This window comes from Acidovorax sp. (genome assembly GCF_034519795.1).
Taxonomy (GTDB): Bacteria; Pseudomonadota; Gammaproteobacteria; order Burkholderiales; family Burkholderiaceae_C; genus Acidovorax.
Genome location: NZ_JAXHOB010000012.1, coordinates 370,907 through 391,187, shown reverse-complemented (window position 1 = coordinate 391,187; position 20,281 = coordinate 370,907). Strand labels below are relative to the sequence as shown.

Here is a 20,281-nt window from a genome sequence, read left to right as displayed (position 1 = left end):
CTCAGACAAGACAGTTTTCATCAACCTCAGAAAAAACCAAATGATCAAGATCGGCATCGTGGATGACCACAAAATCGTTCGTGCGGGGTTGCGCCAGTTCCTGGCCGACCACGTGGACCTGCGGGTGGAAGGCGAGGCCGGCAACGGGCGCGAGGCCATCGACCTCATCCGCGAGCATGACATCGACGTGCTCGTGATGGACCTGGCCATGCCCGGGCAGAGCGGGCTCGACGCCATGTCCATGCTGCGCGCCAAGGCGCCGGACATGGGCATCCTCATCCTGAGCGGCTACCCCGAAGAGCACTACGCCATCAACCTGATCCGCCAGGGGGCCAGCGGCTACCTCAACAAGGAATGCAAGCCCGCAGAGATCGTCGAGGCGATCCGCGTCATCGCGCTGGGCAAGCGCTACCTCACGCCCACCGTGGCCGAACTGCTGGCCCAGCAGCTCAACCGCCCCGGCGAACGCCCGGCACACGAGCACCTGTCGGAGCGCGAGTTCCAGGTGTTCCTCAAGCTCGCCCAGGGCGCCAATGTCGGCGAGATCGCCGAAGACCTGTCGCTGAGCGTGAAGACGGTGAGCACCTACCGCACGCGGCTGATGGAAAAGCTGCACCTCGACTCCAACAGCGACCTGACCTACTACGCGCTGAAGAACAACCTGATCCAGTGAGTCTTGGGCACCGTGGCGCCGAGACAGGGCTTTTGCGTCCCGGCAGCTGGCTTCTCGACGGCCGGCGAGCGCTACTTTGACGATGGGGTAGCGCGGTCCCTGATCTTGCTGTCCACGGCCCTGGAGGCCTTGCGGTCCCGTTCGAGTTGCTCGTTTACGAGTTCCTGCTCCACGGGGTCCGGTGCGTCTTCGTCTGGCGCGGGGATGGGATCTGCATTCGTGGCGGCCGCCGCTCGTCTGAAATGGCCGGTGGCCGGGAAGGGCCACGAAGAATGGGATGGGGTGTTGCTGGTGTGCATGGCCTGCTCCTGTATGGCGAGTGAAGCTCGCCCTGGCCGGTCCATTCTTGCAGCAGGCCGCCGCGGCGCGGGTAAGACAACGCCCGTTGCAAGCTGTGTCAAAGCCAGCGCCGCCGTGGCGGGCGTAAGACAGTTCCCACCCCAGGTGGGGGCGAAGTTGCGCATCGCACCACGGCCCGGGGCCGCACCATGGAGGCCAGACCCACCGGAGCCTCCATGTCCAGATTGACCTCGCCCCTTCGTCCACCCTCGTACGCTCTGCTTGCGCTCGAACCGGTGCGCGCCGCCTGGGAGTTTGCCGGCCACAAGGTCATGCGGGAAGCGCATTTGCCCCAAGGCGATCGGCATGCGGTGGTGATCTTCCCCGGCCTGGCCACCAATGGGGCGGTGACGCGTCCCTTGCACGCGTTTTGCGAGCGCCTGGGTTACCAGTGCTACGACTGGGGGCAGGGGCTCAACACCGGGCCCAAGGGGGACGTCGATGCCTGGCTCGACACGCTGGCACAGGGCGTGCAGGCACGAACCTCCCGCCATGCCGCCCCGATCAGCCTGGTCGGCTGGAGCCTGGGCGGCATCTATGCGCGCGAAGTGGCCAAGCGGCTGCGCTCGCGCGTGAGGCAGGTGATCACCATCGGCACACCCTTTGCGGGAGCGGCCGGACACACCAACGCCGCACTGATTTACCGCCTGTTGAACGGCAGCATGCCACCCGACGACCCTGCGTTGCTGGCAAGGCTGCGCACGGCCCCGCCCGTGCCTGCCACATCGATCTACAGCAGGAGCGATGGCGTTGTGGCGTGGCAGGCCTGCGTGGACCCCCGGCGCAGCGCGCGGTCCGAATCCATCGAGATCGCGGGCAGCCATTGCGGCATGCCCTGGAACCCCGCCGTGCTGAGGGTGGTGGCCGACCGCCTTGCCCAACCCCTGCATGCATGGCGCCCCTATGCCCACAGCGGCGGGCGTGCTTGCACGCTGCGCACACCGGCGGTGCCTGGATGAGGTCGGCAGGTGTTGCGCGCAGCGCACCGATGGCACCGCTGGCTGGGGCCTGCCATGCGCCACCTGCCTGCTGTCGAGATCTTCTAGATCATTTGGGTTATGGATTTCGGTGGCTGCTTGATTCAGCATCCACGCGGTGCCGCTGGTACCGATGCAATGGAGCACGCCGGCCTACACAACCTATTCATCCGGCCATTCACCGGCGGTTAAAACAAGAGGAATGCAGATGGGATTTTTCAGCCGCTTGCTCAGGGTCCGCGAGCAGGTTCGATCCAACCCGGAGGCCGAATGGAACGCCCAGGACAACGCCAGCGAGCTCGTGCTGGATGCCGAATATGCCGACCACTTCGCTCTGGAGATGGACATCGATGCAGGCATCGCCCTGCATGAGCGCTGGCGCGCCCGCCTGGAGGACATGGTCCATGGCCGCTCGTCCGAGGTCATGCGCCCGGAGCTGATCTGCCAGGACCATCGGTGTGACCTGGGCCGCTGGCTGTTTGGAACCGGGCACGCGCGGTACGGGCAGCACACGGTTTTTGCCATGCTCGTGGCCCGGCACCAATACTTTCATCAGCAGGCAGCAGCGGTCGTTTCCTTGTTCCAGGCGGGTGACCGGTCGCAGGCCCTCAGGGTGCTCAACAGCAGCTGCCGCCATGCTTCCAACCAGGTGGTGCTGTTGTTGAAGGAACTCAAAGGTGCCACCGTGCGCTGAGCCAGGCAATTCGGGACGAAGGGGGCAGGGCGCAGAGCAGCACCGCAAGGTGGCCGAGCCAGGCTCTGCGCTCAAGGATTGACCGGCGGGCAGTCCCCGTTAGGATAGCCCCGCCCCGATGTCCCCACCTCGCGCCTTGCCCCCAATGCCCCCTGCCTGCCCAGACCCAGCTTCCACACCCCCTTCGCACGGCATGGTCCGCGTGCGCGGTGCCCGCGAGCACAACCTGAAAGATGTGGACGTGGACATCCCGCGCGATGCGCTGGTGGTGTTCACCGGCGTCTCGGGCTCGGGCAAATCGTCGCTGGCCTTCGGCACATTGTTCGCCGAGGCGCAGCGGCGCTACCTTGAGTCGGTGGCGCCCTATGCGCGCCGCCTCATCGTGCAGGCCGGTGTGCCGCAGGTGGACAGCATCGACGGCCTGCCACCCGCCGTGGCCCTGCAGCAGCAGCGCGGCACGCCCAGCACGCGCTCGTCGGTGGGCAGCGTCACGGCGATCTCGAGCCCGCTGCGCATGCTGTACTCGCGCGCCGGCCGCTACCCCGATGGGCAGGCCATGCTCTACGCCGAGGACTTTTCGCCCAACACCCCGCAGGGCGCCTGCCCGCATTGCCATGGCCAGGGCAGGGTGTACGAGGTGACGGAGCAATCGATGGTGCCCGACGATTCGCTGACCATCCGCGAGCGCGCCGTGGCTGCCTGGCCCCTGGCGTGGCAGGGGCAGAACCTGCGCGACATCCTCACCACCCTGGGCCACGACGTGGACGTGCCCTGGCGCAAGCTGCCGAAAAAGCTGCGCGACTGGATTCTCTTCACCGACGAGCAGCCCACCGTGCCGGTGTACGCGGGCTTCAGCATCGACGAGGTCAAGGATGCGATCCAGCGCAAGCTCACCCCGAGCTACATGGGCACCTTCACCGGCGCGCGGCGCCACGTGCTGCACACCTTTGCCCACAGCCAGAGCGCACTCATGAAAAAGCGCGTGGCACAGTACATGGTGGGCACGCTGTGCCCGGTGTGCCAGGGCAAGCGGCTCAAACCTGAGGCGCTGTCGGTCACCTTTGCCGGGCACGACATCGGCAGCCTGTCGCAGCTGCCGCTCACGGCGCTGGCCGAATTGCTGCGGCCTGCGGCCGAAGGGCGGCTGGGGGAGGGCGACCCCAGGCCCGATGCACCCGCTGGCCGCGCCCGGAGAAAGCGGCCTGCGGCCCATGCCGCCGCGCCCGACGTGCACCGCACGCACTGGCTGTCCGAAGAAAAGGTGATCGCCGCCCGGCGCCTGGCCAGTGACCTGCGCAAGCGCGTGCTGGCCCTGATCGACCTGGGCCTGGGCTACCTGTCGCTGGACCGCAGCACGCCCACGCTATCGCCGGGCGAGTTGCAGCGGCTGCGCCTGGCGTCGCAGCTCTCGTCGCAGCTGTTCGGCGTGGTCTATGTGCTCGATGAGCCCTCGGCCGGCCTGCACCCCGCCGACGGCGAGGCGCTGCTGGCCGCGTTGCAGGGCCTGAAGGCCGCGGGCAACTCGATCTTCGTGGTGGAGCACGACGTGGCCACCATGCGCCGTGCCGACTGGCTGGTCGATGTGGGGCCGGCTGCGGGCGAGCACGGGGGCGAGGTGCTCTACAGCGGCCCGCCGGCCGGCCTGGCCGGGGTGGAACGCTCGCAGACGCGGCGCTACCTGTTCGAAGAAGCCGGCGCTGCGCCCGCTGCGCGCACGCCGCGCCAGCCCCGGGGCTGGCTCCGGCTCGAAGGCATCACACGCAACAACCTGCGCGGGCTCGACGCCGCCTTTCCGCTGGCCTGCATGACGGCGGTGACCGGGGTCTCGGGCTCGGGCAAGTCCAGCCTGGTGAGCCAGGCCCTGCTGGAGCTGGTGTCGGCGCACCTGGGCCGCCCGGTGCTGGCCGACGAGGAGGATACGGCGGGCGCCATGCCCGACGATGGCGAGGCCCCGGCGGGCGATGCCGCGCTGCTGGCCACGCCGGTGGCCGGGCGCATCGCCGCAGGTGCGGAGCACATCCGGCGCCTGGTGCAGGTGGACCAGAAACCCATCGGCCGCACGCCGCGCTCCAACCTGGCGACCTACACCGGCCTGTTCGACGGGGTGCGCAAGCTCTTTGCCGCCACGCCGGCCGCGCGCAAGCGGCACTACGACGCGGGGCGCTTTTCGTTCAACGTGGCCAAGGGCCGCTGTGCCACCTGCGAGGGCGAGGGCTTCGTGAGCGTGGAGCTGCTGTTCATGCCCAGCGTGTACGCGCCATGCCCCAGCTGCCACGGCGCGCGCTACAACGCGCAGACGCTGGAAATCCGCTGGAACGGCCTGAGCATCGCCGAGGTGCTGGGCCTCTCGGTGGATGCGGCCTGCGACGCCTTTGCCAGCGAACCGCAGGTGTTGCGCCCGCTGGCGGTGCTGCGCGATATCGGCCTCGGGTACCTGCGCCTGGGCCAGCCTGCCACGGAGCTCAGTGGCGGCGAGGCCCAGCGCATCAAGCTGGCCACCGAACTGCAGCGCCGCGAGCAGCGTGGCGGCGCCCTCTACGTGCTCGACGAGCCCACCACCGGCCTGCACCCGGCCGACGTGGAGCGCCTGCTCGCCCAACTCGACGGCCTGGTGGCCGCCGGCAACACCGTGGTGGTGGTCGAGCACGAGATGCGCGTGGTGGCTGCCTGCGACTGGGTGATCGACATCGGGCCCGGCGCGGGCGAGGAGGGCGGGCGCATCGTCGCCCAGGGCACGCCCGCGCAGGTGGCGCAAAGCCGGGGCAGCCGCACGGCGCCCTACCTGGCGCGCAGCCTGGGCTGAAGGGCTGCAAGCCCGGTACCGTCCGGGAGCGCATTTTTGGTTGATACTTTGGGGGGCCTTGCCGGGGGCGCCAGGACCGGCGGGCTTGCGCCAGCCTTGAAACAACAACGGGCGCCTTGCCGGGCGCTACGACATGGGATACCGCAGTGGCTCGTGAAGACAACCTGTCCAAAGCCCAGGCCTCGGTGAAGTGGCTGCGCCTGCTGGTCATCCTGAGCGTGGCCGTGCCGCTGTTCATCTACCTGGTGTTCGGTGCCGTGGGCTATGTGGATGCGCGCGAGGAGGCCGAGCTGCGCGTGAGCCGTTCGCTCCGGGTGGCGCACGAGCATGCCTCCAAGGTGATGGCGGCGTCCGAAGCGCTGCAGGACCGGGTGCTGGCCATGGTCAGCGGCAGGAGCCCGCAGGAGCTGCGCATCCATGCCTCAGATCTGCATGCGGCCCTGCTGGCCCGTGTCAGGGACCAGCCGCAGATCCAGTCCGTCTGGATCTTCGATGCAGAGGGCAAGCCCATCGCCAGCAGCCGGTTTGCGCAGGTGCCGGTGTTCGAGGTGGCGGACCGGGACTACTTCCAGTTCCACCGCCTGCGGCCGCCGGGCCAGCGCTATGTCTCGCCGCCGCTGCTCACCCGGACCACGAAGGAGAAGATCGTCGACATCAGCATCGGCTTCGAGGACCACAACGGCCATTTCGGTGGCGTCATCAGCGTCAGCCTGCTGAGCGCGTATTTCCAGGACTTCTACAGCGACCTGGTGGCCGACGAGCCCGGCCTGGCCGTGAACCTGTTCCGCGAAGACGGGGCCATCTACACCCGCTGGCCGCTGGTGGCCAAGGCCCCCGACAAGCTGGCGCCGGACAGCCCGGTGATGCAGCGGCTGTTCAACGGCGAAGCCTCGGCGCAGATGCGCGGCATCTCGTCGGTGGACCGGCAGGACCGGATCATCGCCTACCGCAAGGTGGGCAACTACCCGCTGTACGTGGGCACGGGCATGAACCTCACCTCGCTGCGCAACGAGGTGCTGCGCCAGCTGGGGGCTTTGTTCGCCCTGGGGGCGCTGCCGGTGGCGGCGCTGTTCTTCGCCGCGCGCATGGCGCTGCGCAATGCCCGCACGGCGCTCTCGACGACGGAGCGCCTGGAAAAGGAGATCGCCACGCGCCGCCGCGCCGAGGAGGCCCTGCTGCAGGCGCAGAAACTCGAGGCCCTGGGCCGGCTCACGGGCGGCGTGGCGCATGACTTCAACAACGCGCTGATGGTCATCAGCAACAACCTGCACCTGCTCAGGCGCACGGTGCCCGAGGTGGGCACGCGGCAGATCGACTCCATGGCGCGGGCCGTCAAGTCGGCCACCAACCTCACGCGCCAGCTGTTGGCCTTTTCGCGCCGCCAGCCCCTGGTGGCCGATCATGTGGTGCTGCAGGACAAGCTGCCGCCCAGCAAGGACCTGATCGCCCCGGTGCTGGGCAGCCAGATCCAGCTGGAGGTGCAGGTGGACCCCGCCACCGCCCCCGTGGTGCTGGACCTGGCGGAGCTGGAGCTGGCGCTTTTGAACCTTTCCATCAACGCGCGCGATGCCATGCCCCAGGGCGGCAGCCTCGTGATCCGTGCGCGCAACGCCAGCGAGAGCGAGGCAGGGCAGGGCATGCCCGCCATGGTGCTCGTCGAGGTGGCCGACACGGGCAGCGGCATCCCCCCGGAGCTGATCGGCAAGGTGTTCGAGCCCTTCTTCACCACCAAGGCCGTGGGTGAGGGAACGGGCCTGGGCCTGAGCCAGGTGTATGGCATGTGCCAGCGCGCGGGTGGGCGCGCCGAGATTGCCAGCACGCTGGGCGCGGGCACCCGCATCCGCCTGTACTTCCCGAGCGCCCCGCCGCAGGCCGCCCGCGAGGATGACGGCCCCGCGCCGGCCCTGGCCCCGCTGGACAAGAGCCTGCTGGTGGTGGAAGACAACGACGAGGTGGCCGCATCGCTGGTGCCCATCCTCGAATCGCTGGGCTGCCGGGTGACGCGCGTGGACCGCGCCGCCAAGGCGCGCGCGTTGCTGCAAGAGGGCCAGCGCCCGGACCTGGTGCTCTCGGACGTGGTGATGCCCGGCGAGATCGATGGCGTGGGCCTGGCCCGGCACATCCGCCAGACCTGGCCCGCGCAGAAGCTGCTGCTCATGACCGGCTACGCCGAGCAGCTCGACCACATCCACCAGATGGGCTTCGACGTGCTGCCCAAGCCCTGCACACCGCAGATGCTGCATGGGGCGATTGCGCGCATCGCCGGGTAGCTGCAATCGTCCGCGCGCTTGTGGATGGCCTGCCTGGTGCGCCCACGGCCGGGCCGGCGCTTGCCCGCATGCGCTGTCATTGTCGGCATTGGCTGACATGCTGCTGTGCAGCATTTTTCGACAATGGCGGCTTCACCGTTTGCGAAGCCGCCCATGCCCGATACCCGACAGCCCAGGCCCTGTGCCTTTCCGATGCAGGGAACCCGCCCTGCCGCCATTGCATGGATGTGATGGACCGGTTCGACCCCACTTCCTGGACCCATGTCAGCGCGGTTGCCTTGGTGGCCATCGTGGCGGCGGCTGTGCTGCACCGCATCGTGGCCGTGGTGCTGCGGCGTGCCACGGGCCATGTGCCGGTGCTGCGCGAGGTGTTCGAGGCCTGCGTGCCGGTGGTGCGATTGCTGCTGCCGCTGATCGCGCTGCAGCTGGTGTGGCAGGCGGCCAGCGATGAGCTGCGCCACATCGCCACGGTGCGGCACTTCAACGGGCTGGCCGTCATTGCCGGCACCTGCTGGCTGCTGATCGCGGCCATCGGCGGGCTGGCCGACGGGGTGATCGCCAAGCACCCGGCCGATGTGGAGGACAACCTCACCGCGCGCCGCATCGCCACCCAGGCGCGCGTGCTCTCGCGCACTGCCATGACAGCCGTGGTGATGGCCGGCCTGGCGATGATGCTCATGACCTTTCCCGGCGCACGCCAGGTGGGCGCCAGCCTGCTGGCATCGGCCGGCGTGGTGGGCATCGTCGCGGGTATCGCCGCGCGGCCGGTGTTCAGCAACATGATCGCGGGCCTGCAGATCGCGCTGGCCCAGCCGTTTCGCATCGACGACGTGCTCATCATCGAGGGCGAGTGGGGCAGGGTGGAGGAGATCACCGGCACGTACGTGGTGCTCAAGATCTGGGACGAGCGGCGCCTGATCATCCCGCTGCAGTGGTTCATCGAGCACCCCTTTCAGAACTGGACGCGCACCAGCTCCGAGATCCTGGGCACGGTGTTTCTCTACGCCGACTATGCGCTGCCGCTGGATCCACTGCGTGAAGAATTGAAGCGCGTGCTCGACACCGCCCCCGAGTGGGACCAACGCGTGAGCGTGCTGCAGCTGACCGAGGCGACGGACCGCACCATCCAGATCCGCGTGCTGGTCTCGGCCCGCTCCTCGGGCCTGGCGTTCGATCTGCGCTGCCGCGTGCGCGAGGCGCTGGTGACCTTCATCCAGCGCGAGTACCCCGGTTGCCTGCCGCAGGTGCGGGTGCCTGGCGGCGCTGCAGCTGGTGCGCTGGTGCAGCCGAAGTGATGTGTGCCATGGAGCAACGTTTTCAGGCTTTGCTGGCCTCCTTCGCCACCAGCGACGAGGCACCTTGGCATGCCTGCCGACAGGTATGGGGGAATGGCAGGGGCGTGCCAATGGCCTTGCAGACCCAGGAACACTGGCCGACCCAATGACTTGCCGTAGAGGGTGTGCATGCCCTTGGACATCAGTGCTGTTGCGGTTTGGTCCTTTTGTTCTTGACATGGCGTACAGTCATGCGTAGGCGGCGAATTTTGTGCCGCCGTAGAAGGTTACGCTGCCATGGACCCGCTTCTCGCCCGACTCTCCGATTCCGTGGTCCAGGCCAAGACCCTTGAAGAGTTGACACGGCCCTTGCTGGACATGCTGGAGAAGGTCACGCGGCTGGAGTCCACCTACCTGACCACCATCGATTTCAAGCGGGCCTTGCAGCATGTGCTGTATGCCCGCAACACCCGCAAGATGGAGATCCCCGAGGGCCTGACCGTGCCCTGGGGCGACACGCTGTGCTACCGCGCGCTCAAGGAGGGGCGCATGTTCACCGCCGACGTGCAGGGCTGCTGGGGCGACTCGCAGGCCGCGGCCGCCCTGGGCATCCAGACCTATGTGAGCATGCCGGTGCGGCTGTCCGATGGCGCCATCTATGGCACGCTGTGCGCGGCCAGCGCCGAGCGCGCCGAGCTGCCGCCCGAGACCGAGAAGATGCTGCAGCTGTTCGCCGGCCTCATAGCCCAGCAGGTCGAGCGCGAGCAATTGCTGGAGGAGCTGCAGCGCAAGAACGAGCAGCTCACCAGCATGGCCCTGCTGGACCCCCTCACCGGCGTGCCCAACCGCCGTGCCCTGTTCGAAGAGCTGGAGCGGCTGCAGGCGCGCTCACGGCGCTCGGGCAGCATGGTGATGGTGGCGTTTCTCGACCTTGACGGCTTCAAGCAGGTCAACGACACCCACGGCCACGAGGCCGGCGATGCCCTGCTGTGCACCATTGCCAACCAGTTGCGCGCAGCCATGCGCGAGAGCGACTTCCTCAGCCGTTTTGGCGGCGACGAATTCGTGTTCGTCGGCCCTGGCCCGCGGCGCGATCAGGACACCGCCGAGGCCATTCAGAGTCTGCGCCAGCGCCTGCAGCAGGCCACCGTGTGCCGCATACCCCTGGCCGGCCAGACGGCCCTGGAGTACCCGGGGGCCAGTGTGGGCGTGGTCTGCTCCGACCCCGGGCTGAACACGGCCGACGCGGCCATCCGCCATGCGGACGAGGCCATGTACCAGGCCAAGCACGAGCGCCGCGGCACCGCGTTGCAGCACTGAGCACGGCGTACCGAGAGGCTGAGACCTGGCGAGGGCCTTCCCACTCAGCGGTCGTCCGCCGCGCAGTCGGCCGCTGGGCGCGCATTGGTCATGCACTGCGCAAACGTGCGCGCCTTGGCCCACATCGCCGCATTGACCTCATGCCCGGCACCTGGCGCGACGTAGGTGTAGAAGGCGGCGGGCCTCATGGTGCCGTCGGGAATGGCCGTCAGGATGCGGGCCCGGGCGCCGGACGCGCCGTAGCCCGAGCTGCCCAGACCGATCGGCGGGAACAGTGCGTCGGCGCTGCCCGAGACCGCTGCGACGCGGATGGCCGCGCCGTTGACACGGAAATCGCTGGGCTGCTCGTAGGTCGTGCCGGTGGCGTTGCAGTTGTAGTCGCACCCTCCGGCGAGTGCGATGGCGCCCTGCAGGCGGTGCTTGGTGGCCACCGTGAAGATGAGGTTGCTCGAGAACGAGGTGCCGGCCACGACGATGCGGCTGGTGTCGATGGGCAGGTTGCGCTCGGCGACGGCGGCCTTGATCGCCGCCAGGCCCAGCCCGAAGTCGGAGCTTGCGATGTCGAAGGTCTCGTTCACATTCGTGCGGGCGATCAGCGGGCTGCTCCAGTTGTCGCAGCCGCGGTATTCGAAGGTGGCGGCGGCCATGCCGGCGGCGCTGAACTGGTCCAGCCCTGCCGGGTCCTGCGGTACGGGCGCCGGCGGATTGCCATTGGGGGCCCAGCCCGCCAGGCTGATCACCAGCGGCACCTTGGCCTGGGCCGTGGCACCGGCCGGGATCTTGAGCGTGATGGCCGCCTGGGGCAGGTTCGAGCAGGTGGCAACGACCCGGCCCTGGGCGGAGTACCAGTACTGGGTGTTCGGTTGGGGCGCATAGGCCAGCTGAAGGGTCTGGGCAGCGCCTCCACCACCAGCACCCGGGTTGCCGGCGGGTGGCGTGGCCGCCTCCAGGCCGAACCGCCCGTCAGCACCGTAGCGCAGCACCACGTTGGTATAGACATCGGTTCCCACCGTCAGGCTGGGGATGCGCAACGCGCCATCGTTCAGGCTCAGGGTTGCCTGCGCACTTGCGAGCGGGCTGTGGGCCGCGATCGCCGCGGTGATGGCCAGGAGGCAGAAATGCTTCATCGGACTACTCCAGTGGGAAAAACAGGAAGAGGAGGGCTGCATGGATGCATGCCGCCACTCACGCACTTTTTTCCTGGAGTGCCGGCTTGGCGTTGGATCAAATCCAGGTGCCCAAGGTTAGGCCCGAAGCGCCCGGGCAACAAGCCTTCGGCCGCGCTGGTGTGTTAACTACTTCTCGATCCGGGGGCGCAAATTCAGGCTTTCGGGCCAGGGGGCAGGCGCGTGCCCTGCCAATCCCCGCTGGTGCACAGCTCGCGCACCACGTCCCCGATCAGCCGGAAGATGGCCCGCTTGGCATTGGTGGTGGGCAGGTGCACCGACAGGCACAGACCGAGCGTGCGGTACATGGCGGGCGAGGCGATGCGGTGGGCGCGCAAGCGGCCCTCGCTGACCTCGCGCTGGGCCAGGCCCAGCGGCATGATGGTGGGCCCCAGACCTGCCTCCACTGCGGCCTTCAGGGTGTAGACCGAATTGATTTCTGCGGCCACGCGCGCGGCCGGGTGCCCTGCGCTGCCCAGCGCCGCGTCCACCAACCAGCGCGTGCAGTGGCCGTGGGTATTGGCGGGCCACACCAGCGGGCGGGCGATGGCCTGCGCCAGGCTCACCTCGCCCGGCGGCAGGGCCTGCGGGTCCTGGGGCGATTCGAGAAAGACGAACTCTTCCTCGACCAGGGGCGTGAACGTGGTGTCCTCCGCCGGCATGGTGGGCGAGAAGATCGCCATGTCCACGCGCCCGCGCAGCAGTTGGTCAACCATGTTGCCGGTCAGCTCCTCGTTGAGGTGCAGCACCACCTCCGGATAGCGGCGTGCGGCGGCGCGCATCAGCGGCAGCGCGATCATCGGCGAGACGCTCTGCGGCACGGCAGCCACGACGGTGCCGACCACGGAGTTGGCCGCCACATGCACGGCGGCCTTGGCATCATGGACCTGCTTGGTGATGCCCTGGGCGTACTCGTAGAACACCTTGCCGGCCTCGGTCATGGCCACGCCATTGCGCCCGCGCAGCAGCAACTGGGTGCCCAGCTCGCCTTCGAGTTCGGTCATCTGCTTGCTCAGGGCCGATTGCGCCACATAGAGCTGCTGGGCCGCGCGCGACAGGCTGCCGCAGTCCACAATGGCCACGAAATACTTGAACTGGCGCAATTCCATCCAGGGGCCTCCGGCCTTGCCCCTGCAGCGCAGGGGTGGCCCGTCATTGTAAGAAGCGCTGGGTGCTTCAGTTCACGCAGTCGAAGCTGGCCGCAGCGTTGGCATCGCCTGTGCCCTTGTAGCGCGGATAGGCCGGGTATTTGCACATCGGCCGGGCCATGGCCGTCGCACCCGAGGCCTCGACCCTGCGCAGCACCAGCTTTTGCTGCGATGCGGGCACGCCTTGCTCCACCCATGTGGCCATGGCCTGCAGCAGGTCGACCTTGTCGGGCCCGGCGCCGCCAAAGCAATGGCCCACGCCCGGTGCCAGGAACAGCTCGACCGTTTCATCGGCCTTCTTTGTGCCCAGGGTGGAAACGACCTGCTCGTAGTAGCGCGCGGTGTCGCGCGCGCTCACCGAGGTGTCGGTCGTGCCGTTCCACAGGATCAGCTTGGCGCCGCGCGCGTGCAGAGGGGCCAGGTTCGGGTCGGTCGCGCCGAACAGGCCGCCGATGGTGTCCATGCGTGCCAGCCACTGGTCGGGGTTCCAGGTGGCGGTGTCGAACGACGCATCGCGGGCGATGAAGGAGCGGATGAACCCGTCCGAGAACAGGCCCTGCGGCGAGGCGCCACCCAGGCCGGTCTGCGGCCAGATGTACTCGCCCCAGCCCTTGGACGCGTTCTCGCCGCCGAAGGGGTATCCTGGGTGCGACCAGGCGCCGTTGGCCGTGGCGGTGGGCGAGGTGACGGCCTGCACGGTGGCAATCTGCGCGTCCGACAGGCAGCTGTCGCCGGTGTCGGCGCCGCCCGTGCAGCGCAAGACCCTGGCGTCGAACTGGCAGGCGGCAGGTCGGGCGATGATGCCATCGTTCAGGCCGTCGAGCCCGTCGCACTGCGCCAGCACCGCGTTGGCCAGCAGGTTCTGCCTGGCGGCATTGAGCGCTCCGCCGGGGGCCTTGACCTGCCGGGCGATGCGGTTGAACTGCATGAACAGCCCCATCACGTTGCCGGCCGGCGCCCGCGCGACGATGCCGTCGAAATCCTCGGGAAAGCGTTGCGCCTGCATCAGCGCGTCGTGCCCGCCCATCGAGCAGCCCTCGAAGTAGCTGCGCCTGGGCGGCGTGCCAAAGAACTGCGCCATGACCTCCTTGCCGGGCGGCAGGGCGCGGTGCTCGGACTGCTGCGCAAAGTCGAGCAGTTGGGCAGCATCGAGCGCGAATTCGCCCTTGAAGTAGTTCAGGTCGCGCGGCGGCGGGTAGTCGTAGCCGCCGTTGGTGCCGATGGTCGCGTAGCGCTCGGTGAAGATGGACTCGCTGAACTGCGCCGCGGCGGCCGTGGGCATGGCGCCATCGAAGCCGCCACCGCCCAGGAAGGCGAGCTTGCCGTTCCAGCCCGTGGTGGGCAGCCGGGCCTCGAAGCGCAGGGCCGAGTCCTTGAAGCGGGCCGTCACCACGCAGTACTCGGGCTGGGGCGGGGCTGCGGCGGCCACCTTCGCCTCGTCGATCACCACGCTGCCGTTGCCCAGGGTCTTGCCCTGCAGAGTGGGGCATTTTTCTGCCAGCGGCATCGCAGGCGCGTCGTCGCCGCCGCAGCCGGCCAGGGTGGCGAGTGCGGCCGCAAGCAGCAGCCATTGCATCAGTTTCGTCATGGTGGATCTCCTCAGTGGGGGTGGTGGTCCGGGCCGGCTGCGCCAACGACCTTGCCGGGGTTGAAGATGTTGTGCGGGTCCAGCGCCTGCTTGACGGCGCGCATCAGCGCCACGCCCGGCGCGCCATGCTCCAGTGCCAGGTAGTGCTGCTTGTGCAGGCCCACACCGTGCTCGCCCGTGCAGGTGCCGCCATGGCGCAGCGCGCGCTGCACCAGGCGGTGGCTGAAGGCTTCGGCGGCGGCGTTCTCCTCGTCGCTTTCAGGATCGACGAGCACCAGGCAATGAAAATTGCCATCACCCACGTGGCCGAACAGTGGCGCGAGCAGGCCGTGCTCGGCGAGGTCGGCCTGGGTCTCGGCAATGCACTGCGCCAGGGCGGACAGCGGTACGCAGGCATCGGTGGTCAGGCTGCGGCTGCCGGGCTTGAGCTGCAGGCAGGCGAAGTAGGCATGGTGGCGCGGTGTCCACAGGCGCGAACGCTCTTCGGGCAGGTGCGCCCACTCGAAGGCGCCGCCGCCATGGCTGGCTGCGATCTCGCGCACGGTGTCCGACTGTTCGTCGATCTGCGCCCGGCTGCCGCCAAATTCCAGGAACAGCGTGGGGTTCTCGCTCAGCGCCGTGCGGCTGTGGGCGTTGACGGCGCGGATGGTCAGCGCATCCAGCATCTCGGCACGCGCCAGCGGCACACCCATCTGGATCGACTCGATCACGCAGTCCACCGCGGCCTGCACCGTGGGGAAGTGCACCACCGCTGCCGCGCAAGCCTCGGGGTGCGGGTGCAGGCGCACCGTGGCCTCGGTGATCAGGCCCAGCGTGCCTTCCGACCCGCAGTACAGCTGCGTGAGGTTGTAGCCCGCGGCGCTCTTGCGCGCCCGCGAGGCGGTGCGCACCACCTCGCCGCTGGCGGTGACCACGGTGAGGTTCACGAGGTTGTCGCGCATGGTGCCGTAGCGCACGGTGTTGGTACCGGATGCTGCGGTCGCCACCATGCCGCCGATGGAGGCATCGGCACCCGGGTCCACCGAGAAGAAGAAGCCCGTACCCGCCAGCGCGGCATTGAGCTGCCCGCGCGTGACGCCCGCCTGCACGGTGGCCGTGAGGTCGCCAGGCCGGATGGCCAGCACCTGGTTCATCTGCGAGAAGTCCACGCAGACGCCGCCCTCGATGGCCAGCAGATGCCCCTCGACCGAGGAGCCCACGCCGAAGCCGATGATCGGTACACGTTCGCGCGCACAGGCCCGCACGACAAAGGCCACCTCCTCGCTGCTCTGCACATAGACCACGGCATCGGGCGGCTGCGGCAGGTAGGCCGACTCGTCCGTGCCATGCTGCAGCAGCACGGCATGGCTGGTGGAGCAGCGCTCGCCGAAGTGCTGGCGCAGCACGGCTATGAGTTCGCTGGAGGGCGCGCGGCGTTGCGTGCGCGCAGGGGGACTCAGTTCCGCAAGCATGGGAAGTCTCTTTCTGGAAGGGGGGAGGGCGCTGCGCAGGATCGCGGCAGCGCGAAACGGTCAGCGCTTTGGCGTCGGGGCCTGCGGCTTGGCGAACAGCACCAGCACCGCGCCGACCACCAGCAGGGCCGCCAGCATGTGCAGGCCCGCATCGGTGCTCTGGGTCGCATCCTTGATCACACCGATCAGGTAGGGCGCGGAAAAGCCCGAGAGGTTGCCGAAGGAGTTGATGAAGGCAATGCCCGCTGCGGCGGCCGCACCGCCCAGGAAGGCCGTGGGCATGCCCCAGAAGACGGGCAGGGTGGCCATGATGCCCATGGTGGCCAGCGTGAGACCGGCCATGGCAAACACCGCGTTGCCATGGAAGGCCACGCTCAGCACCAGCCCGAATGCGCCGATGGCCGCAGCAATCGCGCAGTGCCAGCGGTATTCAAGCCGCCGGTCTGCACTGCGCGCCGCCAGGTACATGGCCACCACGCCGAAGGTCCAGGGGATGGCGCTGACCAGGCCGATGTCGAGTGCACCCTTGATGCCCATGGCCTTGATGATGCTGGGCAGCCAGAACGAGATGCCGTACAGCCCCGAGACGAAGGCGAAGTACACCAGCGCCAGCAGCCAGACACGCGGGTTGGACAGCACGGCCAGGATCTTCGGCTCGGGCTTGCCGGCATCCTCGGCCGCGATCTCGCGGGCGATCAGCGCGCGCTCGGCCGGGGTGAGCCAGCGCGCGTCCTTCACGCGGTCGTCGAGGCAGCGCCACACCACCAGGCCCAGCGCCACGGTCGGCAGGCCCTGCAGCAAAAACAGCCACTGCCACCCGGCCCAGCCATTGATGCCGCCCATGCCCTGCAGGATCCAGCCCGAGATCGGCCCGCCCAGGATGCCCGCAAACGGGATCGCGGCCAGGAACAGCGAGGTCGCCTTGCCGCGGCGTGCTGCGGGGTACCAGTAGGTGAGGTACAGGATGATGCCGGGAAAGAATCCCGCCTCGGCCGCGCCCAGCAGGAAGCGGACCACGTAGAACGAGGTGGGCGAGCTGACGAACATGGTGCCCGTCGACAGCAGGCCCCAGGTGACCATGATGCGCGCGATCCAGCGGCGCGCCCCCACGCGGTGCAGCACCACGTTGCTGGGCACCTCGAAGAGGAAGTAGCCCAGGAAGAAGATGCCCGCGCCCAGCCCGTACACCGCTTCGCTGAATTGCAGGTCGCCCTGCATCTGCAGCTTGGCGAAGCCGACGTTCACGCGGTCCAGGTAGGCCACGATGTAGCACAGGAAGAGCAGTGGCAGCAGGCGCCAGCCGACCTTGCGGTAGGTCGCGTCGGCGGTGCTGTCGAACGGGCCCGCGTAGGGCTGCGTGGTTGCAGGGGAACCCATGGCTGTCTCGCTTTCGTTGTTGGTGTGGCGAGATGGTTGCACCAGTGCCGGCGGCACCGCCGGGGGTTACTACGCAAAATTCATATGGATTGGCGAGCTTCGTATCTCTGAAAGAGATGGTCGCAAGGGCATCCCAGCACAGGGTCAGGCGGCAAACAGGGCGCGGTTTTCCCGGAACACATCGAGCAGGTGCAGCACCACGGCGCGGATCGGGCCCGCATGCCGGTCCTGTCCGCGGATCAGTACAAAGATCTCGCGCGCGGGCGGCAGCGGGCCCAGCGGGCACGGCTGCAGTTCGGGCACCTGCCGACCGATGTAGTGCGGCAGCAGCGCGATCCCCGCGCCGGCCCGCGCGGCGGTTGCCTGCAGAACCTGGTTCTCCGCCCGGAAGGCCAGGCGCGCGCGCGGGAACTGCCGCACCAGCCAACTCGACTCCGGCATGCCCGAGTGCTGCTCGTCGAAGCTGATGAACACCGGTGGCAGGCCCTGTTCGACCTCCTCGCAGCGCTGGCGTGTGCCATAGAAGCCGAAAGCCATCTTGCCTGCGGGCTTGGCGATCAGGTCGCCGTCGCCGGGCCGGCCCAGGCGCACGGCAATGTCGGCCTGGCGCCGGTTCAGGCTGATGGAATGCAGGTCTGTCGCCAGGTCGATGTCCAGCCCCGGGCGGAGCGAGGTGAGCCTGGCCAACTGCGCCGCCAGGAAGGCATGGGCCAGTGCCGGCGGTGCGTTGATGCGCACCAGCCCGCGCAGGACCTCACCCTCGCCGTGCTCGGCCCGGGTCAGCGTCTGCGCTGCCGCTTCCATGCTGGTGGCCGCCTGCAGTGCCACCTCGCCGGCCGGGGTCATCACATAGCCGTCGGGCCGGCGCTCCACCAGCTTTTCGCCCATGCTGTGCTCCAGCGACTGGATGCGCCGGGCGATGGTCGCGTGGTTCACCTGTAGCGCCCGGGCCGCGGCCGACAGGCTGCGGTAGCGCCCCAATGCCAGGAAGACGCGCACGTCCTGCCAGTCGACCTCTGTGCGTTTTCTATCAGCCATTGTGCGAGGATAACGGCTACCGCTCCAGGGGTGCCGTCCCTACTCTATGAACAGCTTGGGGAGAACCCTTCGCCATCCATCTGTCTGTATCGGCATTTCACAAGGAGCCATTCATGAGTGAGAAAAAAGTCGCCATCGTCACGGGCGCATCGCAAGGCATTGGCGCCGGCATCGCCGACGCGTACCGCCGGCACGGCTACGCCGTGGTCGCCACCTCGCGCAGCATCCCGCCCTCCACGGACCCGGACGTCCTGACCGTTGCGGGCGATGTGCGCGACCCATTGGCCGCTGCGTATCTGGTGGCGGCCGCGCTGGAGCGCTTCGGCCGCATCGACACGCTGGTCAACAATGCCGGCATCTTCCTGGGCAAGCCGTTCACCGACTACACCGGCGAAGAGTTTCGCAACGTGGTGGACATCAACCTAGCCGGCTTCTTCCACACCACGCAGGCCGTGCTGCCGCACATGCTGCGCCAGGGCCGCGGCCACATCGTGCAGATCACCACCACGCTGGTGCACCAGGCGATTGCCGGCGCGCCTTCGGGCCTGGCCCTGCTGACCAAGGGCGGGTTGGACGCGGTGACCCGGGGCCTGGCCATCGAGTACGCTCAGACCGGTGTGCGCGTGAACGCGGTGGCCCCCGGCATCATCAAGACGCCCATGCACAACCCGGCGGCGCACGGCGTTCTCGCCGGCATGCACCCCATGGGGCGCATGGGCGAGGTCTCCGAGGTGGCCGAGGCCGTGATGTACCTGGAGGACGCTGCCTTCGTCACGGGCGAAACCCTCAACGTCGACGGCGGCCAGCACGCCGGCCGCTGGTAAGAGAGGGGACCCGTATGCCCTACGTCAACATCAAGGTCACGCGCGAGGGCACGGCGCCCGGCGCCAGCGCCACCACCCTGGAACAGAAACGCGCTCTCATCCAGGGCGTCTCCGACCTGCTGTACGAGGTCATGGGCAAGCCCCACGACTCCACCTTCGTGGTCATCGACGAGGTCGATCTCGACAGTTGGGGCGTCGGCGGCCTGACTGTGCCCGAGTGGCGAGCGCGATCCAAGGCGCAACCGGGCTGACTCTGCGTGGCCGGCTCAGGGGCGGGCGCATGCGGCCTGGGCAAGGCCGAGCAGCCAAGAACAAACCCCAGGCAGCGTGAGCCAATTGGGGTTGCTTCTTTGGCGGAGAGGGCGGAACACTCGGCCCCGAGCCCAAAAAGCATGGTATCGGCCCTGCCTGCCGTGATCGCAAGGCCGAAACCGCTTACCGCAGTCCTGCGCAAGTACGTTGCGCCACGCCTTCCAGGATGGCGCCCATTTCCCGGTCATCGAGCGGCCCCACGGCCTTTCTTTCATCGCTGTCCCAGTAGAAATGCCTGAAACCGACATAGCCTCCCATGCGATTCTTGGAATTCACTTCCCCGCACACCACGTCGACAAGCGGAGTGGTCTTCGAACCGCTCTTGCGTAGCTTCAACCCGGGCACGTCAAGGAACACCCGAAGGTTTCGAAACTGCACGCTGGAAGGGTCTATCAGGGTTTGCTCAAAGTAGGAGCGCATCGCCTGGTCCGCCTTTGCATGGCGCTCACCCTCATTGCCAGCACCAGTACCCCCCTTTGCCGTGATTGCCTCGCCTTCCTGCTTCGTCAGCCGTTCCTTCGCTTCGCGCTCACGCTGGAGCATGCGCCGATTGCTGTCGTCCAGCACCTTTTCCTGTCCATCCGCGCAGGGCATCTGCTGGTACTGCACCTTGCCGCCTACCGTGCATTTGAATGTGTCGGCAAACGCGGGTGGGGCAAACGACATGCTGCAAACGGCAGCAGCCACCACGGCCGCTCTATCTAGGGCCTGTCGTGTAACTTCAAGCATTCTTGGACATCCCTCTCGATATGTTCCGGGCCATCTACTGGTCTTGTTTGGGGCCGGGGCGGGCACTTGCCGCCTTGACTTTGTTACCCCCAAAGAATTATTTCATACCCATGCGCGTCCATGGAAGGTCCGGTCTCTGCGCAGCCAAGAAAAAACCCCAAGCAGCGTGAGCCACTTGGGGTTGTATCTTTGGCGGAGAGGGCGGGATTCGAACCCGCGGTGGGGATTAGCCCACACACGCTTTCCAGGCGTGCGACTTAAACCGCTCATCCACCTCTCCGAAGCCCTCGATTATAGC

General features: G+C 68.0%; 16 protein-coding genes and 1 tRNA gene. 9 read left to right on the top strand and 8 right to left on the bottom strand.

The annotated features are described in order from the left end of the window. Positions 1-40 precede the first annotated feature (40 nt). The 7 genes from U5N23_RS15300 (at position 41) to U5N23_RS15270 (ending at position 10,350) form a co-directional block, all read left to right on the top strand. Positions 41-673 carry a response regulator transcription factor gene (locus tag U5N23_RS15300; protein WP_322593639.1) on the top strand — a complete coding sequence of 211 codons (633 nt, stop codon included), beginning with the start codon at positions 41-43 and terminating at the stop codon, positions 671-673. Between the two features lie 515 nt (positions 674-1,188). Next, positions 1,189-1,971: an alpha/beta hydrolase gene (locus tag U5N23_RS15295; protein WP_322593638.1), complete on the top strand. Its 783-nt coding sequence runs from the start codon at positions 1,189-1,191 to the stop codon at positions 1,969-1,971. A gap of 226 nt (positions 1,972-2,197) precedes the next feature. Further along, positions 2,198-2,683, top strand: coding sequence for a CZB domain-containing protein (locus U5N23_RS15290; protein WP_322593637.1), 486 nt, complete (start codon positions 2,198-2,200; stop codon positions 2,681-2,683). A 145-nt stretch (positions 2,684-2,828) separates the two neighbouring features. Further along, positions 2,829-5,486: an excinuclease ABC subunit A gene (locus tag U5N23_RS15285; RefSeq protein WP_416208615.1), complete on the top strand. Its 2,658-nt coding sequence runs from the start codon at positions 2,829-2,831 to the stop codon at positions 5,484-5,486. Between the two features lie 146 nt (positions 5,487-5,632). Continuing rightward, positions 5,633-7,756: a hybrid sensor histidine kinase/response regulator gene (locus U5N23_RS15280; RefSeq protein ID WP_322593635.1), complete on the top strand. Its 2,124-nt coding sequence runs from the start codon at positions 5,633-5,635 to the stop codon at positions 7,754-7,756. A 221-nt stretch (positions 7,757-7,977) separates the two neighbouring features. Then, complete coding sequence (locus U5N23_RS15275) at positions 7,978-9,051, top strand: mechanosensitive ion channel family protein (protein WP_416208614.1); 1,074 nt, start codon at positions 7,978-7,980, stop codon at positions 9,049-9,051. 276 nt (positions 9,052-9,327) lie between these two features. Continuing rightward, positions 9,328-10,350, top strand: a complete 1,023-nt coding sequence (locus U5N23_RS15270; protein WP_322593633.1) for a sensor domain-containing diguanylate cyclase — start codon at positions 9,328-9,330, stop codon at positions 10,348-10,350. A 44-nt stretch (positions 10,351-10,394) separates the two neighbouring features. Here the strand turns inward: U5N23_RS15270 and U5N23_RS15265 are convergent, their stop codons facing one another. From U5N23_RS15265 to U5N23_RS15240, 6 genes are all read right to left on the bottom strand, one after another. Beyond that, positions 10,395-11,477: a hypothetical protein gene (locus U5N23_RS15265; RefSeq protein ID WP_322593632.1), complete on the bottom strand. Its 1,083-nt coding sequence runs from the start codon at positions 11,475-11,477 to the stop codon at positions 10,395-10,397. A gap of 194 nt (positions 11,478-11,671) precedes the next feature. After that, on the bottom strand, positions 11,672-12,625 hold the full coding sequence (locus tag U5N23_RS15260) for a LysR substrate-binding domain-containing protein (protein WP_322593631.1): 954 nt from the start codon (positions 12,623-12,625) through the stop codon (positions 11,672-11,674). Between the two features lie 67 nt (positions 12,626-12,692). Further along, a complete protein-coding gene (locus U5N23_RS15255; RefSeq protein ID WP_322593630.1) occupies positions 12,693-14,252 on the bottom strand; it encodes a tannase/feruloyl esterase family alpha/beta hydrolase in 1,560 nt (519 codons plus the stop codon). A gap of 11 nt (positions 14,253-14,263) precedes the next feature. Continuing rightward, on the bottom strand, positions 14,264-15,703 hold the full coding sequence (locus tag U5N23_RS15250) for an FAD-binding oxidoreductase (RefSeq protein WP_322593629.1): 1,440 nt from the start codon (positions 15,701-15,703) through the stop codon (positions 14,264-14,266). A gap of 60 nt (positions 15,704-15,763) precedes the next feature. Continuing rightward, the gene (locus U5N23_RS15245; RefSeq protein ID WP_322593628.1) at positions 15,764-17,080 is read right to left on the bottom strand and encodes an MFS transporter; all 1,317 of its coding nucleotides are present in this window, start codon (positions 17,078-17,080) and stop codon (positions 15,764-15,766) included. Positions 17,081-17,224: 144 nt separating this feature from the next. Then, entirely contained in the window at positions 17,225-18,118 is an 894-nt protein-coding gene (locus U5N23_RS15240) for a LysR family transcriptional regulator (protein WP_322593627.1), read from the bottom strand. A 113-nt stretch (positions 18,119-18,231) separates the two neighbouring features. Between U5N23_RS15240 and U5N23_RS15235 the strand changes: the two genes are divergently transcribed. Then, complete coding sequence (locus U5N23_RS15235; protein ID WP_322593626.1) at positions 18,232-18,942, top strand: SDR family oxidoreductase; 711 nt, start codon at positions 18,232-18,234, stop codon at positions 18,940-18,942. Positions 18,943-18,956: 14 nt separating this feature from the next. After that, complete coding sequence (locus U5N23_RS15230) at positions 18,957-19,193, top strand: 4-oxalocrotonate tautomerase family protein (protein ID WP_322593625.1); 237 nt, start codon at positions 18,957-18,959, stop codon at positions 19,191-19,193. Between the two features lie 184 nt (positions 19,194-19,377). Here the strand turns inward: U5N23_RS15230 and U5N23_RS15225 are convergent, their stop codons facing one another. Then, positions 19,378-19,983, bottom strand: a complete 606-nt coding sequence (locus U5N23_RS15225; RefSeq protein WP_322593624.1) for a hypothetical protein — start codon at positions 19,981-19,983, stop codon at positions 19,378-19,380. Between the two features lie 190 nt (positions 19,984-20,173). Then, positions 20,174-20,263, bottom strand: a tRNA-Ser gene (locus U5N23_RS15220). Positions 20,264-20,281: the final 18 nt, after the last annotated feature.